Annotated in this window: 14 protein-coding genes; 7 read left to right on the top strand and 7 right to left on the bottom strand. The window is 40.3% G+C overall.

What is annotated here, in order from left to right:
* Nucleotides 1–58 precede the first annotated feature (58 nt).
* Complete coding sequence (locus FD716_RS05220) at nucleotides 59–448, bottom strand: DUF4440 domain-containing protein (protein ID WP_139851296.1); 390 nt, start codon at nucleotides 446–448, stop codon at nucleotides 59–61.
* On the bottom strand, nucleotides 432–1,796 hold the full coding sequence (locus FD716_RS05215; protein WP_139851295.1) for an MFS transporter: 1,365 nt from the start codon (nucleotides 1,794–1,796) through the stop codon (nucleotides 432–434). Before FD716_RS05215 ends, FD716_RS05220 begins: the two co-directional genes overlap by 17 nt.
* 121 nt (nucleotides 1,797–1,917) lie before the next feature.
* Here FD716_RS05215 and FD716_RS05210 point away from each other — a divergent pair, with 121 nt between their 5' ends.
* Complete coding sequence (locus tag FD716_RS05210) at nucleotides 1,918–2,826, top strand: LysR family transcriptional regulator (RefSeq protein WP_139851294.1); 909 nt, start codon at nucleotides 1,918–1,920, stop codon at nucleotides 2,824–2,826.
* 120 nt (nucleotides 2,827–2,946) lie between these two features.
* On the opposite strand, the gene sthA is transcribed toward FD716_RS05210, so the two are convergent.
* Entirely contained in the window at nucleotides 2,947–4,362 is a 1,416-nt protein-coding gene (gene sthA, locus FD716_RS05205; protein WP_139851293.1) for a Si-specific NAD(P)(+) transhydrogenase, read from the bottom strand.
* A 196-nt stretch (nucleotides 4,363–4,558) separates the two neighbouring features.
* On the opposite strand from sthA, the gene lipA reads away from it, so the two are divergent.
* From lipA to FD716_RS05180, 5 genes are all read left to right on the top strand, one after another.
* Nucleotides 4,559–5,572: a lipoyl synthase gene (gene lipA, locus FD716_RS05200; protein WP_139851292.1), complete on the top strand. Its 1,014-nt coding sequence runs from the start codon at nucleotides 4,559–4,561 to the stop codon at nucleotides 5,570–5,572.
* Nucleotides 5,573–5,776: 204 nt separating this feature from the next.
* Nucleotides 5,777–6,175, top strand: a complete 399-nt coding sequence (locus tag FD716_RS05195; protein ID WP_139851291.1) for a carboxymuconolactone decarboxylase family protein — start codon at nucleotides 5,777–5,779, stop codon at nucleotides 6,173–6,175.
* 229 nt (nucleotides 6,176–6,404) lie between these two features.
* A complete protein-coding gene (locus FD716_RS05190) occupies nucleotides 6,405–6,761 on the top strand; it encodes a hypothetical protein (protein ID WP_139851290.1) in 357 nt (118 codons plus the stop codon).
* A gap of 1 nt (nucleotide 6,762) precedes the next feature.
* Nucleotides 6,763–8,424 (top strand): PepSY-associated TM helix domain-containing protein, encoded by a 1,662-nt coding sequence (locus tag FD716_RS05185; protein ID WP_139851289.1) that lies wholly within the window; start codon nucleotides 6,763–6,765, stop codon nucleotides 8,422–8,424.
* The gene (locus tag FD716_RS05180; RefSeq protein ID WP_139851288.1) at nucleotides 8,421–8,759 is read left to right on the top strand and encodes a DUF3325 domain-containing protein; all 339 of its coding nucleotides are present in this window, start codon (nucleotides 8,421–8,423) and stop codon (nucleotides 8,757–8,759) included. Before FD716_RS05185 ends, FD716_RS05180 begins: the two co-directional genes overlap by 4 nt.
* Before the next feature lie 90 nt (nucleotides 8,760–8,849).
* Here FD716_RS05180 and FD716_RS05175 read toward each other — a convergent pair whose 3' ends face one another.
* The 4 genes from FD716_RS05175 to FD716_RS05160 form a co-directional block, all read right to left on the bottom strand.
* Nucleotides 8,850–9,842, bottom strand: a complete 993-nt coding sequence (locus FD716_RS05175) for a helix-turn-helix transcriptional regulator (RefSeq protein WP_139851287.1) — start codon at nucleotides 9,840–9,842, stop codon at nucleotides 8,850–8,852.
* 493 nt (nucleotides 9,843–10,335) lie between these two features.
* Nucleotides 10,336–11,421: an LLM class flavin-dependent oxidoreductase gene (locus FD716_RS05170; RefSeq protein ID WP_139851286.1), complete on the bottom strand. Its 1,086-nt coding sequence runs from the start codon at nucleotides 11,419–11,421 to the stop codon at nucleotides 10,336–10,338.
* A 48-nt stretch (nucleotides 11,422–11,469) separates the two neighbouring features.
* Nucleotides 11,470–12,006, bottom strand: a complete 537-nt coding sequence (locus FD716_RS05165; protein WP_139851285.1) for a flavin reductase family protein — start codon at nucleotides 12,004–12,006, stop codon at nucleotides 11,470–11,472.
* 72 nt (nucleotides 12,007–12,078) lie between these two features.
* A complete protein-coding gene (locus tag FD716_RS05160) occupies nucleotides 12,079–13,332 on the bottom strand; it encodes a dienelactone hydrolase family protein (protein WP_139851284.1) in 1,254 nt (417 codons plus the stop codon).
* Between the two features lie 634 nt (nucleotides 13,333–13,966).
* Here FD716_RS05160 and FD716_RS05155 point away from each other — a divergent pair.
* Nucleotides 13,967–15,472 (top strand): outer membrane protein transport protein, encoded by a 1,506-nt coding sequence (locus FD716_RS05155; protein ID WP_139851283.1) that lies wholly within the window; start codon nucleotides 13,967–13,969, stop codon nucleotides 15,470–15,472.
* Nucleotides 15,473–15,489: the final 17 nt, after the last annotated feature.

The following is a 15,489-nucleotide window of genomic DNA, read 5'->3' as shown; positions in this document are numbered from 1 at the left end:
AAATCTTTTTGTCTATTTCAACCAAGCATTTTGCGCCCATTAAATCGACTATTGTCTTTTAGACAGTCGTTTCATGTAAATAACGCCATAAACAGTGTTCGCCTTGAAATTCAATTAAAGCGGTTGACTGTCGAAGTGTTACAACACCTTGTTTCACTTGCTGTTCTTGGTAGCGCAGTAACACATGATCAGCAGCTTCAGCAATAACCATCACCTCTGAAATTTCAATTTTAAAATCAGGCCAAGTCCCCATATTATTGGTAAACAAGGCTTGAAGCTGTGGATACTGAATACGTTGGCCTTTGATCGTGATCATTTCAAAGCTTGATGAAAAGCATGCCAGTAGCTCGGCCAATGTTGCATCAACATCTGCTTGTGAAAATACCGCTTCAATTTGGTCGTGTAAGGTAAATACACTGCGAATAGCACGTTCAACATTTAATGACATGAGATTGTTCCTTAAGTCGATGTAAAAATAGTAATGGCATACAGCCCAAGACTGCTGCACAAATAAAACTAAGCTGGTAATTCCCTAACAAGTCTAAATCTGAAAAATGCTGAAAAAGATTAAATAACATAAGGAAAAAAGCAGCACCAAGACTAAAGCTCACTTGCCGGTTGATGTTCCAAATCACACTGGCCTGCGCCATTTGCTCTTTGGTAAAATCAAGTAAAGCTGTTGCTTGTGCGGTATTGGCTGCCAGTCCACCGCCAAAACCCGTACATAAATAAGCCATTGCCACAGAAGAGATCGAGTTCCCCGTCTCTAAACGCGCGAGTAAATAGATACCCAAGCTGTGTATAACAACACCGAGATAAAACAGCTTTTTTGCACCCCATTTCAAGTAATATTTTTTTGCGAGTAACATCGCTGAGAGTGCCATTAGTGCATAGAGCAGCATAAAACTTCCAGTTTCTGCCGCACTAAACTGCAATACATCCTGCAAGAAAAAAATAGCCAGTAAATTCACACCTGTAAATACACCTGGTACAGCCAAATAAACCAGAATTGATAGCTGTAGTTTGGTGTTTTTCAATAACGATAGTTGAATCACGGGGTCGATGCGATGCCGAGCATAGTAAATATAGCCCGCACCAAACAGCGCAGTGAGTAAGACAAACAATATCAGTAGATATGGGTGACTCAGTTCGCCCATTAAAGTCAGGCTCATTAACAAAGCCACTAAAGCCAAGGCAATAAAGAGCATTCCCAGATAATCTGGGCGTTGCTGCTGCGTTAAATACTCTGGTTTCAGCCAGTAATAAACCAAGATAAACAACAGTGCTGCAAATGGAATATGGCTATAAAAAATCCAACGCCACGAACTTAGATCAACAATCCAACCACCCAACATTGGTGATAATGCAGGTGCAATCAGTGCCACCATCATAATGACGGTAGATATTTTAATTCGATCACCTCCCTGATATAGATTAAAAGTTAATGCTTGTCCAATTGGAATTAAGAGTCCACCACTTAGCCCTTGAATAAAACGCCAAAATAATAAGCTGGAAAATGAATCGGCAAAGCCAACCATAAATGTTGCCAAGGTAAATAGTCCAACTGAATACAATAAAGCACGGCGTACGTTCAGAATATTTGCCAGCCAACTACTTAAAGGAATAATCAATGTTAGTCCCAGAATATAAATATTGGCAATCCATGCCACTTCCACTCGATTTAACTTAAATAGCGTGCTCATTGCAGGAAAAGCAATGGCACTCATAAAGATATTGATACAGTCTAGAAAAAAGCCCAGTAAAAAAATACATGCGACTTTGCTGCGATATTGCATCTGCATGCCTCTTATTGAATCGTGGCTATTATTATTTTATTCAATTTTTCTGAATAGTCTGATTTTATTGAATTGATTGTTTAGTATTATTGAACTTGAAAGCGACTGGAACCGAGCCAATATGCCTAATCTTGATTTAATCCAAACCTATATTATGGTGATTGAAAAGCAGTCCTTTTCTCAAGCAGCCTTACAACTCAATATTAGTAAAGCTTTGGTCAGCATGCGCATCAAACGTCTTGAACAGGAAATTGGGGTGAGCTTATTAATTCGAAATACCCGAAAACTCACATTAACCGAGGCAGGTCATGAACTCTACTTACAGTTTAAAGATCTATTACTGAATATCACGCAAAGCATAGAAAATATCAGACACGGTCAGCAAAGTGCCTCTGGAATACTACGTATGACCTCGACCTATGAATTTGGCCATCAAATTTTGTGGGAATTGTTGGCTGAGTTTTGTCAGCAGCATCAGGCATTACATTTACAATGTTTATTTGATGCCAAACCTTATGATCTGATTCGAGAACAAATTGATGTAGCGATTCGTCTAGGACAACTGCATGATTCTACCTATAAAGCACGCAAACTAGCAGAATATGACATTGTATTGGTCGCCTCTAAAAGCTATGCCAATCAAATGCAATTCGAACACCTCAAACAACTTGAACAAGCAGACTGGATTTCAAATCTCAATCTCAACACCATCCAGTTCTGGAATTTCAAAAAAGGCACAGAACAACTCACACTGCATGAAAAAACCAAATATGCAGCCAATAATGTGCAAACCATGAAACAAATGCTGCTTGCCAACCTAGGTGTGGCAATCCTCCCCAAATGGTTGATTGAACAAGAGCTTCAACAGCACAGCTTGGTGCAACTGTTTCCCCACTACCAGCTAGGCCGCCAAGGCATTTATGCAGTATTTCCCAACCAAAGCTATGTTCCCACTAAAACCAGATTAATGATTGATTTTCTTGCAGCGCAGCTTCCCGATTTACTCAATCAAAATCGCTCAAAAACTTAAACCAGTCTCAGTTCAAACAATCTTTTTCAAAGCTGAAAATCATTCAGCGTAACTATGAGGCAAAGAAAAGCCCATACGATGATGGGCTTAGTTTCTTTAACGGTTTAATTTAATTGTGACTTAGAACAAACGATTCATACCGTTTAATGTTGCCACACGATAGGCTTCTGCCATGGTCGGATAATTAAATGTGGTTTCAACAAAATACTTAATGGTATTGTTTGGACTTTGCATTACAGCTTGTCCAATATGAATAATCTCTGCCGCATTGTTACCAAAGCAATGGATACCAAGGACTTCTAAAGTATCGCGATGGAATAAAATTTTCAAAACACCAACTGTATCGCCAGTAATCTGTGCACGTGCCAAATGACGGAAAGATGAATGGCCAATTTCATAAGGAATTTTTTCTTCAGTCAACTGTTGTTCAGTTTTACCAATCGAAGAAATTTCTGGAATAGTATAAATCCCGGTTGGAATATCCACGACAGGCTTCACATCTTTTTCACCGCTCATATTGGCACCTGCGCAACGACCTTGGTCATACGCCGCAGAAGCCAATGATGGCCAACCAATAACATCGCCTGCAGCATATACGTCTTCAGCTTCAGTTTGGTATTGATCATTCACTGACAATTGACCACGACTATTGGGTTGAATGCCAATATTTTCCAAGCCTAGGCTATCGGTATTCCCCGAACGACCGTTACACCACAAAATGGCATCCGCTTTGATTTTTTTACCACTTTGCAGTGATAACACCACATGATCATCCGCACTATCGAGGTGATCAATCTGCTCATTATGACGAATCAATACACCTTGCTCACGTAAGTGATAAGACAATGCATCTGAAATTTCGTCATCTAAATAGCTGAGTAATTTATGTTGAGTATTGATCAGATCAACTTTGATGCCTAAACCAATAAAGATTGAAGCGTATTCACAACCAATCACCCCTGCACCATAAATAATGATTTTATGTACAGTGAAGTCGAGATCTAAAATTTTGTCCGAATCAAATACACGTGGATGATCAAAATCAAGACCTTGTGGATGATAAGGACGGCTTCCTGTTGCGATTACCAATTGTTTGTAGCTAACCGTTTCTTTAACGCCATCTTCACTAAAAATTAAAATCGTATGTTTATCTTGTATATAAGCACGACCATGATAAACATCAATATCGTTACGATCATAAAAACGCGAATGTGTCGCAACTTGTTGCTGAATCACTTTATGTGCATTATGCAGTACTTGCTTCATGGTGAATTGTTTCCAATCCCCAATTTGCTTGAACATCGGATCACGCTGATAACGAATAATGCTCGAAACAGTCTGACGCAATGCTTTACTTGGGATAGTCCCCACGTGAGTACAGTTTCCCCCCAGTTGCTCACGGATGTCTATGATTGCTACACGTTTTCCGGATTTAGCCAGCTTCATTGCTGCGCCTTCACCCGCTGGACCTGAACCGAGGACAACAGCATCATATTTCTGGAAAGTGCTAGCAACAATATCTTTTTTACGAGGCATTCAACGCTCCTTAAGCTAAATCTTATTACAAACTTGCGGCTATTATGACGTAAACTATTCATTTTTACTGTATTTCAAATGCATATATTGCTTGATGACAACATTTAGTAAATGAATAGTATTTTTACCCTATCGATTTTACAATCAGGTTATAATATCGCGGTATCTCCCTCCTCAAAACAGTGGAAAATTGAATATGTCTGAAAACCGTAAACCTGAACAGGGTGTTAAACTTCGTGGCGCTGAAAAAGTTGCGCGTATACCTGTAAAAGTTATTCCTACGGTTGAAACACCTCGTAAGCCGGACTGGATTCGGGTCAAAATGGCCGCGCCAGATGAAGTGCAACGGATTAAAACCACGTTACGTGCGCAAAAGTTGCATACCGTATGCGAAGAGGCAGCCTGTCCCAATTTACCAGAATGCTTTGGTGGGGGAACGGCAACCTTCATGATTATGGGTGATATTTGTACCCGCCGTTGCCCATTCTGTGATGTTGCCCATGGTCGTCCAAATGCCTTAGATGCAGATGAACCACGTCATATGGCAGAAACCATCTCTAATTTAAATCTAAAATACGCGGTTATTACATCTGTAGACCGCGATGATTTACTCGATGGTGGTGCACAGCACTTTGTTGATTGTATTCAAGAAGCACGTGCTTTAAGCCCAAAAACCTTATTAGAGATCTTAGTGCCTGACTTCCGTGGTCGCATGGATATCGCCCTTAAAATTATGACCGAATGCCCACCTGATGTGTTCAACCATAATATTGAAACTGTACAGCGCTTATATAAGGCGATGCGTCCAGGTTCAGATTACCAACATTCATTGAACCTACTGAAAATGTTCAAAGAATACTGTCCAGACATTCCAACCAAATGTGGCTTGATGGTCGGTATTGGTGAAACTGAAGAAGAAGTCTTGGCACTGCTTGATGACTTAAAAGCACACGATGTTGACTATATCACCATCGGCCAGTACTTACAGCCATCGAAAGAACATGCACCGATTGACCGTTTTGTTACACCGGAAGAATTTGAGCGTTATACCGCACATGGTCAAAAATTAGGATTTAGAAATATTTGGGCAGCGCCAATGGTTCGCTCAAGCTATTTTGCCGATCGTCAATATTATGGTGAACCAGTTCCAGACGTGAGACGCAAGGTTGATCCTGCAAAAAAAATTGCAGTACAAGCCATTGAAGCTTAAGTTTCTAAAATAGTCCTTATTGAAAAGCCCTCATCACATTGAGGGCTTTTTTATGCCTGCAATAGCCAAACTAAACACAAATCTTTGCCAAGACAGCCTATAGCAAAACTGATGACATTGTTTTAACTGCATGATCAATAAGATTATACTAAGTCAGTTTATCCACTTTAAAATCAACCTTCTCGATGTAAAGGTGCAATCATCATGTCACAGCAAGATTATGAAAATGGCTTAAAAGTACGTACTGAAGTCATGGGGGCAGAATTTGTGCAACGTGCGCAAAACAATACCGTGAGCTTCACAGAACCATTGCAAGATTGGATCAATGAACATGCATGGGGTTCTACCTGGCAACGCGAAGGAGTATTACCTCGTAAATATCGTTCTTTAATTACCATTGCTTTTTTAACAGCGCAACGCAGCCCAACCGAATTGAAAGGACATATCCGTGGTGCATTAAACAATGGTGCCAGTGTAGAAGAAATCCAAGAAGTTTTACTGCATAGCCTCCCCTATTGCGGTGCACCAGCAGCCCAAGAAGCTTTCCGTGCCGCACTCGAAGTGATTCAGAGCCATCAACAAGCACAAAACCAAGATGCTTAAGCAATCAGCTTAAAGCCCAATGCACAGCACAATCTTGTGCTGTGCATTAAATCAGTCCCCATCTAAATTTGAACCGCTACTTTATTTTTATCATCTAAACAATCAAATAATTTCAATAAACAACGAATTTTAAAAGTATTTTATTTTTTTTGACAATAACAATTGAAATATAAACAATAATTGTTATCATTCTCATCAATTACTTTATTGCTTATTCTCGTTGAAGTTTATGAATAATCCTGCCCAACTTAATGTTGCCACTGCAACAGAATGCATGCCTAGAGCTAGAGCCACAAAAACCAAGAAAAAAGAAGTGTCACTCAGTTATAGAGGCATGATCTTTTATCGCTTTTGTCTAGCGTTGTTTGGTGGCTATGCATTTGCTTCTTTAAGTGCAATGGCGATTGCCCAGCTTTTTATCAATGATCGTGTGAATGCAGTTATGTCTGCCACCCTCTTGGCCTTTGTGCTGCACTGTGCTGTGTTTATTTGGGTATTCATGGTGAATAAAACTTTAAAAGCAAGTTTAGGTGTACTGGTTCCATGCGCAGTTTTATTTTGCATTTTGATATTTGTAGGACAGTAACATGCGTATAGATGGTAAAGCAGAAGGACCACGCCAAACCATGTCTTGGTTGCATACTTGGGCCAGTCTAATTTTAGGGTGGCTACTCTACGCAATTTTTCTGACTGGGACACTGAGTTTTTTCCAAAACGAAATTACGGTTTGGATGAAACCTGAATTACATCAATCCGTGCCTGCTGCCTCGCAAGTTAAACAAACTGAAGTCGCTCTCGGATACTTGCAAAAGCATGCGCCAGATGCTGCAAGCTGGAATATTCAACTACCCAACGCTCGACAAACGTCAACTGAACTGACTATTCGCAAACAAGGTGAAGATCCAAATAGTCGCCGTGGTGGAGAGCGGATCACAATTGATAGTGCCACTGGCGAAGTCATAAAAGCACGCGAAACCCGTGGCGGCGGTTTTTTATATCGCTTCCATTTTGAATTGTATGGTTTTCCGCGTATTTGGTCACGTTGGTTTGTTGGTATAGCAACCATGTTTATGTTGGTGGCAATTATCAGCGGTGTCATCACACATAAAAAAATCTTTAAAGACTTTTTCACTTTTCGTCCAGGTAAAGGTCAGCGCTCATGGTTAGATGCACATAATGCAACTGCTATTTTTGCCCTGCCATTTCACATTATGATTACCTTTAGTGGCTTACTGCTACTCATGTTTATGCTCATGCCTTGGGGGATGAAGCAGGTTTATCCGAATGGTATCGATTTCTTTTATGAGATGCGTGGTCAACCTATACCAAAAGTACAAAATAAAGAAACAGAACAAGGTAAGACAGCACGCCAAAAGCCACAAAGTGAAGCCGAGCCAATCCTTGAAGCTGCATCACTCACCCACATTGAACCGTTGATGCACTATGCACAAAGCCAATGGAAAACCAATCCAATCGGATCAATCCAGATCTCAGCACCCAATACAGTCAATGCCAGTATCGAGTTAAAAGCTACTTATGCGAAAAACCTGATCGAACGTAATGTGAATCCAAGCCTAAAATTCAATGGGGTTAATGGTCAACTGGATGCGACAGCAACGCCTGTTGAAAAAACCTCGGTACCTATGGGGATTTATAACGTTGTTACGATGTTACATGAAGCACGTGGTGTCGATTTAGCACTCAGATGGCTGTTATTTTTATCCGGTATTGTCGGCACATTGATGATTGCAACGGGTTTGGTTCTCTGGACAGTAAAACGTGCACCCCAGCAACAAAAACAAGGCTATACCTCTTTTGGCTATCGCTTGGTCGAAGCAACTAATATTGCAGCGATTATTGGCCTTCCACTGGCCGTTGCAGCTTATTTTTATGCCAATCGCTTCATTCCAATAGAAATGGAGATGCGCCTGAACTGGGAAATCCGCTGCTTCTTTAGCATCTGGCTACTCACTTTGATCTATGCCGCATTACGTCCATCGCGTAAAGCTTGGTTAGAGTTATTGCTATTCGCAGCCGTTAGCTTTGCTTTCCTACCTATACTCAATGCATTAACAGGTGGTGCAGCTCTTTGGCAAAGCATTGAAAATCAACAATGGATGATCGCCACTTTCGATTTAATGTCACTCACCTTGGCCCTATTGTTCCTGTTTAGTTTCTATAAAGTGAAGCATCATAAAGGCTTAGCAAGTAAAAAGGGCAAGGCCCCAGCGCAGGAGTCACAATTATGATTTGGTTCCTCACCTTGTGGTCACTCAGCAGCCTTGGTTTTATAAGCTTGGCATGCAGCATGTCTAAACATCAGAAACAGATGTTTGGACACGAACTTTCTCCTCAAAAAACCACTTTTGCGCAGTATTTAGGTTGGATCATACTTGGCTTGAGTTTAATGGCGTCGATCTGGCACAGTAATTTTAGTATCGGCATCAGCTATTGGCTGGGTGCAATCAGTTTTTCAGCATTGTTTGTGGCTTGGTGCTTAAGCTATTTTGAAACTCATTTCAAAGTGATTAGTTTGGCATTAACTGGAATACTGCTCTTGATGCTCATTCTGCAACTCTTCTAGACTAGCCTGCGTTGAATGATTAAAAGATCGCCCCAAATACGAAATATCTGGGGCGATCTTTTATTATTGGCCAAAGCTCGCTCAATCGCATTAAAACCCTGCTTTACGATAGGTATCGCTCGGACTTTCTCCAAATAACTTCTTATAATCGATTGAAAAACGCCCCAAGTGATTAATTCCCCACTTCATAGCGACGCTGGTAATATTATTACCATTCTGAGCGACTAAAAGCTCTTGCTGAATACATTTGAGCCGGTAATATCGAATATAAAGTTGTGGTGTGGTTTTAAAACAATGGCGAAAATCTCGACTAATCTTGGTTCTAGACACACCTAAAAATTGCTCTAAATCTTCTATTCGAATCATGTGATGGATATTCTCATGAATAAATTGAATGGCATGTTTTAGATAGGTCGGTACTCGATTATTACTGCCATACAGCAAATCACTATAATTATGCGGCTGCGACATTAACAGAGTCTTGACCAAAATATATTCAAAATTTGGTTTAATCTCTGGCATTAAACAAGAGAAATCGAATTGATCTTTATGGGATGAAGTCAAGTATTCCAGTAGATTCCACCAGGCATTCATTTTCTCATTTTCTTTGGACATACTGTGATCAAAATGAATTGGCGTAGACAACGGTCGCTGAATTAATTCAGCCAACGTATTTTCTAATAATGGTCGTGATATCGAGATAAAGGATTGCACACAATTTTGCTCCACCTCCAATTCGAATTTATCAAAGGGCGATACAATTGCAGCAGTACAGTAATTTGTATGAAAAAAATTCGCAGATTTTTTAAATATAGGCGTACCTTGTATTGGCCGCGTAATACAGTAATAACGCATATCCATCTGATCAGAGGTTTTAAAAATAACATTCTTGCCATAGATCAGCTCACCAATCGTAATACCGCCAATACGCTCTCCATTAAAACTAAATTTTAATGGATCTTTACTTCCCACATCGAACAACTCATGTGGTCCAATAATTTTATTGAGACATTCATTGGCTTGCTGCATATTTTCAGTCTGCTCAATAATATCCTGATTAAATAGCGATGTGAGTCCAACCATTTTTAACTCTCCCTAGATTCAAATGGCTCAATTCGTTTAAATTTCAAATATACTTCGCATATTGGAACAGCAACACCAGACTGCTGCATATTGAAGCGTAAACATGATTCACAGTACCTTGATCTCAGTCATCTTTTTGTGCTGCTCTGCTCATCCTTGCAAAACACTTAACGCTATTAACGATAACCTTGTTATTCAGATACTTAAATAATTGACTGCTTGGCTTTATCACAGATAACTTAAATAGTTTTAACAGATCATAAATGTAAGGCGCTATCCACTTTCTGCTGTTTATATCAAAAAACTCAAAAAACAATAAAAAAAAGATGCACATGTAATTAAGTCGTTGCTTGGATGCATTAAAATAATTGTATTTAATATTTATATATAACTTACCGTTGAAGCCCACATACTTTTAAAGAAATAAAGATAATCCATTACTACAGTACAGCGCCATCAACATAATAAACTTGCATTTATTGGCTATGCGGTCTTACCTCAAACCTTTTGCTTCGAGCAAAGGTAAGACTTGATCTCTAAAATATGGAAACTCAGCGTTATAATCGAGAAAAGATAAAGTCGTACCACTAAAACCTGCTTCATGTAAATCGGCAATATGTTGCGCAACTTGCACAGGCGTGCCCACCAATGGATAACCACCATGCCCTACCGCCATTCGATCTCTCAAGGCTTGACGAATGTCATGTGGAAAACTTTGTGCGTGCGCGAACATCACATTCATTAAATTATCGACAGCGGCTTCATCGGCATTGTTTAACTGACGATCCCATTCTGCAACAGCTTCTGCTTCTGTCTCGCGACAAACCACATGAGAGAATGTCATCACACGCGTATGTCGACCCGCATCTAATCCATCTTGTTTTAGGGCTTGCACTTCTTCACTTGAGCGCCCTAAATCAGATACTGGGGTAAACAAAAAGTCTGCATTCTGAATCGCAAATTCACGTCCATGTTTTGAGCCTGCCGCATTAAATATTGGCGGAATCGCTGTTGGACGTGGTTTTCCATAACTGCCTTTGGTTTTAAAGTATTTCCCTTCAAAATTAAAAGGAACATCACTCGCCCAAAGCTGCCTAACAAAATCAAACCATTCTTGCGCATAGCCATAACGTGTTTCATGATCATCTGGCAATGCAATACCGAGCGCATCATATTCAGGCTTATTCCACCCAGCCACGATATTTAAGCCCACACGATCTTGTCCAATTTTAGACAACGTCGCAACTTGCTTGGCCACCACCATCGGATGATTAACTGCCGTTTGCACGGTCGCAAATACCACTAAGTGCTGTGTACTCGCCAATAAAGCGGCAGTCCAAGTTAATGTTTCAAGCACCATCCCTTGAAAATCAGTTTCACCGCCATATCCGGTGAAACGTGCAATTGGCAACATAAAATCAATACCGGCTTGATCCAACATTTGCGCAAGTTTTAGATTACTTTCCCAACTGGCATCCCAACGTTCGTCGAGTTTCGAAATGGTCATGCCGCTGGAACAATTACTGGCAAACGTGCCCAATAAGAACTTTTTATTTTGTAAAAATGCATGTGTTGTCATCGGTAATTTCCCTATTATTTATTTCGATGTTTGATGTAATGCTCTGCTTTAGACCGTTTTATAAGCTGGGTGTAATTGGGTTTGGTGATATTTCCCGTTATGAAACACCAATGGATTGCCACCATTGTGTTTACAGAACTCAATCTCACCCACGATGATGTGATGATCTCCCCCTTCATAAATTTGATAAGGCTTACAAATCAACGTGGTTAAAGCATCATTTAAAATTGGAATGCCCATCACATCCTCAACCATCTCAAGATCAGCAAATTTGTCTGCCGATGACTTTGCAAAATGATTCGAAGCAAGTTGTTGCTCTTCATTTAGGATATTGATCGCAAAACGCGCACACTGACAAAAGTCATCTACATTGGATGCAGTCTTGGCGATACTCCATAAAATTAATGGTGGATCAAGCGAAACCGAACTGAATGAATTCGCGGTCATGCCAACTCGACGGTTATTTTTATCAACAGTGGTTACAACGGTGACACCTGTCGCGTATTGCCCTAAAAATGTTCGCAACTGTCTAATATCTGTTTCATGAATAGGCAGACTTAGACTGACGCTTTTGGATCGGCTCATATTTATTACTTCCTTTTAATTGCTGTTTTTTCAGTTCACTGCACCATGCCCCCGGCTTGAACAGCGGGTTGATTAAACTGCGTCAATCGACTTTCCTGCACTGGATGGCCAAGTTGGCATCAGCTGATTTGACGGGAGATTTTCATCTAATAATTTATGTGCAGCGACAGCACCTGCGATCGGTAAACCCCTCGCATCCAGTACACCCAATTGCAGCAAAATACTGGCTTGATCCCAATAAATATGTTCATGACATAATTTAGGACCACGAAACTTAATCACGCCCAACATCGGAATTTCGACAAATTTACCGGTGGCTGGAATGCCAGGGATCAACCAATCTATTTCTTGGTCATGGGTAAAACTCATGATGAATTCATCCACCACTTGCGTGAGTCCCACGGTGCGTGAAATTGGGGTAAGTGCAATATCTTGCGGATTGTTATGTACAAAGTGATAGCGATAAAAACGGGATAATGCCTGATAACCCACTCCACCCGTCAAAGTCGGGATATGATTGACATAGGGTTCGGCAACCATGGTTGCCATGGTGGCTTTAACATCACGCGCATCAAATTCGAGACGAATATGTTCTTCCCACAAGGCTTCTAAATCATAATCTGGTCCAACTGCTTTACGTAAAGCGCTTATGCTTCGCTCATGCGCAATTAAGGCACTACTTTTTTGATAATGCTGTCCTTCTGGACGCGCGAATGCATGTTCTGCATTTGCATAAACATAAGTTTGAATGTTGCTGTATTGGCGCAATGCCGTCATGATTTCTGTGCGTACTTCAGCAGGACAAAACTGATCTAAGCCTGCAAAATGTAATACGGTTCTGGCACGAATATTCTGCGCTTCATGCAGATACTGTTCAATTCCAACGCCATAATAACTTACAGCACAGGCCAGCGTCGCAATACGACAAGCCGCTAAGTAAGCAAGCTTTCCACCAAGGCAATAACCCACCACAGATAAACCGATGGTTGTATCACATACCTGTAATTGTCCAAGTGTAGTCAAACTCGCTTGAATATCCTTAATACTGCTTTCGACATCAAAGTGCTTATACAACTCAAAGGCTTTCTCATGATCTTCGGCTGTATAGCCAAGTTCAACACCCGCTGCTTGTCTCCAATATAAATCAGGCACCAAAACGGTATAACCTTCTTCAGCCAAAAAGTCTGCTTTGGCACGCATGGCTGCATTGACTCCAAAAATTTCCTGACACAATACAATTCCGGGGCCACTTCCCTGTTCAGGCACAGCCAAATAAGCGCGAAATACGGCAGCATCCACCGGTATATCGATATAAGTTCCTTTCATTGATGATCTCCTGATATCTGAGATCATCATCTAAATTTATGTCATTTCTCACTATCCACTTTCAACAAGACATTTATCCATTTTTGATCAATGACTACGGTTATAGGCAATAAACAGTGCTATGAGCCAATGGCTCCATTTTTTTGTAAGAGCGACTTAACTTTCCAAACCGATCAGGCTCGAATGTTTTTTAATAAATTGTCATTTATTAATGAAGAAAATATAAAAGACACTTTAAATAAAGAAAATTTGCTCATTTCTATGCTTTTTATAAACCTAAAGGGAAAATAACGGATCTCTTATCTTTAATTCGTTTTAGACTCTGCATAGAAGCCACACCTGAACAGATATGCACCTGCTGAATTATTTTTATCTTAAGAATCAAGATAAATAGTTAGATCCTTACAAACTCTTTTCATCAAAAAATATAATTAGAATAAATAACAGTAGATTACTTGAACTTCCTAGTTTACAAAATTTTGAAATTTTCCGAACTTAGAGTATTTACTCTTAAACTTTATGTGGTATTTTGTAAGAAGAAGTAAATGCATATTTCAACTCTGTAAATAGATTTATTTTTAACCAACACTCAGTTGTTCCAATTATTCATTTATAATTTTAGGGAAAGATTAAAATGAAATTAAAAAACCTAACAGTTGCAATGCTTTTGTCAACACTACCTACAGCAGGTGCATTTGCAGCAGCGATGGACCGCTCAGGACAATCTATGTCTGCCTTTTTGCAGCCTGGAAACTACTTTGAAGCAGGAATTTCTGTATTAGACGCAGATGTGTCAGGAAAAGAAAGTGGAACAAGCCTCACTCAGCGTAATATTGGTGATATGGCGGATAGTTATTACTTCCCTTCAGCAGCATTAAAGCTACAAGTAGATAATAAATTCTCTTTCGGTCTTATTTACGACCAACCATTTGGGGCTAAAGCCGCTTATCATGGTGATAATGTTTTCGTTTCTAATCCAAGCGATACCGTTTTACCTCAAGCAACTTTAGATAAACTTGCGGTTGCCACAATTGATAAAACATTTAATAGCTTAACGCCAGAACAACGTGTAGGTGCGGCTTTAACAGGCAAAGGGGTTGATTTAACGACACCTGCAGGAAAAGCTGAATACGATGCTACTCTCAATGCGTATAAGAATGATCCAGCAACACAAGCTCAGATTGATGGTGCAGTGAAACAAGGTGTAACTGCGAAAGTTAATCAAGGTATCGCTGATGCCAATAGCACACTTGGTAAAGGTAACACCCAAGTTGAAGTTGATACGCAAAATATCTCCATGATTGTTGGTTATCAACCGACTGAAAACTGGAATTTCTATGCCGGTGGTGTTTACCAAACCGTTAAAGGGAACGTAAGCCTACGTGGACAAGCATATAGTCTTTATAATGGCTACGATGCCAATATTAAAGAAACAGGTGGTGGTGGTTGGTTGGTGGGTGCTGCCTATCAAATTCCAGATATTGCCCTAAAGGCATCGATCACATATCGCTCGGAAATCGACCATAAAGTTGAAATTCGTGAGAGCTTACCGGCTATTGGAGCTATTGGTCTACTTGGACCAGAAGCTGCAGCTGCAGCGGTGGATATCGCTAACGCGACAGGTAAAACAACTATTACCACACCTCAATCAGTTAACTTTGATTTACAATCTGGCATCATGGCGGATACGGTTGCTTTTGCTAATATCCGTTGGGTAAATTGGAAAAATTTCTCGATCCAACCACTTAAATTTGGTTTGGTATCCGAAGCGATTGGAAATCTAGTTGGTCGTCCAAATGGCTTTGACTTAGTTAAATATTCAGATGACCAATGGTCCGTAACAACTGGTGTCGGCCGTAAACTCACCGAAAAATGGGCAGGTAATGTCTCAGTAGGTTGGGACTCAGGTGCGGGTAATCCTGTAACGACTTTGGGACCAACTGAAGGTTTCTGGAATGTTGGCGTAGGTCTACAGTTTAGTCCGACCCCACAAACCTTTATTGCCGGTGGAGTCAAATACTTCTGGTTAGGTGATGCTAAAGCACAGACTGGTGCACAAGCAGATGGCCCAGAATATGTAGCAAACTTTAATGACAATACAGCGATCGCGTATGGTCTAAAACTTGGCTATCGCTTCTAAGCTTTAATCAAATCAAT

It is taken from the genome of Acinetobacter pullicarnis, from assembly GCF_006352475.1.
In the GTDB taxonomy this organism is placed as follows: Bacteria; Pseudomonadota; Gammaproteobacteria; order Pseudomonadales; family Moraxellaceae; genus Acinetobacter; species Acinetobacter pullicarnis.
Note: the sequence above shows the minus strand (reverse complement) of the source record. Positions and strands in the feature narration are given on the sequence as shown.

Coding starts and splice junctions, on each gene's coding strand:
- lipA (WP_139851292.1), top strand. CDS start 4,559: ATGTCTGAAAACCGTAAACCTGAACAGGGTGTTAAACTTCGTGGCGCT.
- FD716_RS05180 (WP_139851288.1), top strand. CDS start 8,421: ATGATTTGGTTCCTCACCTTGTGGTCACTCAGCAGCCTTGGTTTTATA.
- FD716_RS05220 (WP_139851296.1), bottom strand. CDS start 448: ATGTCATTAAATGTTGAACGTGCTATTCGCAGTGTATTTACCTTACAC.
- FD716_RS05190 (WP_139851290.1), top strand. CDS start 6,405: ATGAATAATCCTGCCCAACTTAATGTTGCCACTGCAACAGAATGCATG.
- sthA (WP_139851293.1), bottom strand. CDS start 4,362: ATGCCTCGTAAAAAAGATATTGTTGCTAGCACTTTCCAGAAATATGAT.
- FD716_RS05155 (WP_139851283.1), top strand. CDS start 13,967: ATGAAATTAAAAAACCTAACAGTTGCAATGCTTTTGTCAACACTACCT.
- FD716_RS05175 (WP_139851287.1), bottom strand. CDS start 9,842: ATGGTTGGACTCACATCGCTATTTAATCAGGATATTATTGAGCAGACT.
- FD716_RS05195 (WP_139851291.1), top strand. CDS start 5,777: ATGTCACAGCAAGATTATGAAAATGGCTTAAAAGTACGTACTGAAGTC.
- FD716_RS05215 (WP_139851295.1), bottom strand. CDS start 1,796: ATGCAATATCGCAGCAAAGTCGCATGTATTTTTTTACTGGGCTTTTTT.
- FD716_RS05170 (WP_139851286.1), bottom strand. CDS start 11,421: ATGACAACACATGCATTTTTACAAAATAAAAAGTTCTTATTGGGCACG.
- FD716_RS05165 (WP_139851285.1), bottom strand. CDS start 12,006: ATGAGCCGATCCAAAAGCGTCAGTCTAAGTCTGCCTATTCATGAAACA.
- FD716_RS05160 (WP_139851284.1), bottom strand. CDS start 13,332: ATGAAAGGAACTTATATCGATATACCGGTGGATGCTGCCGTATTTCGC.
- FD716_RS05210 (WP_139851294.1), top strand. CDS start 1,918: ATGCCTAATCTTGATTTAATCCAAACCTATATTATGGTGATTGAAAAG.
- FD716_RS05185 (WP_139851289.1), top strand. CDS start 6,763: ATGCGTATAGATGGTAAAGCAGAAGGACCACGCCAAACCATGTCTTGG.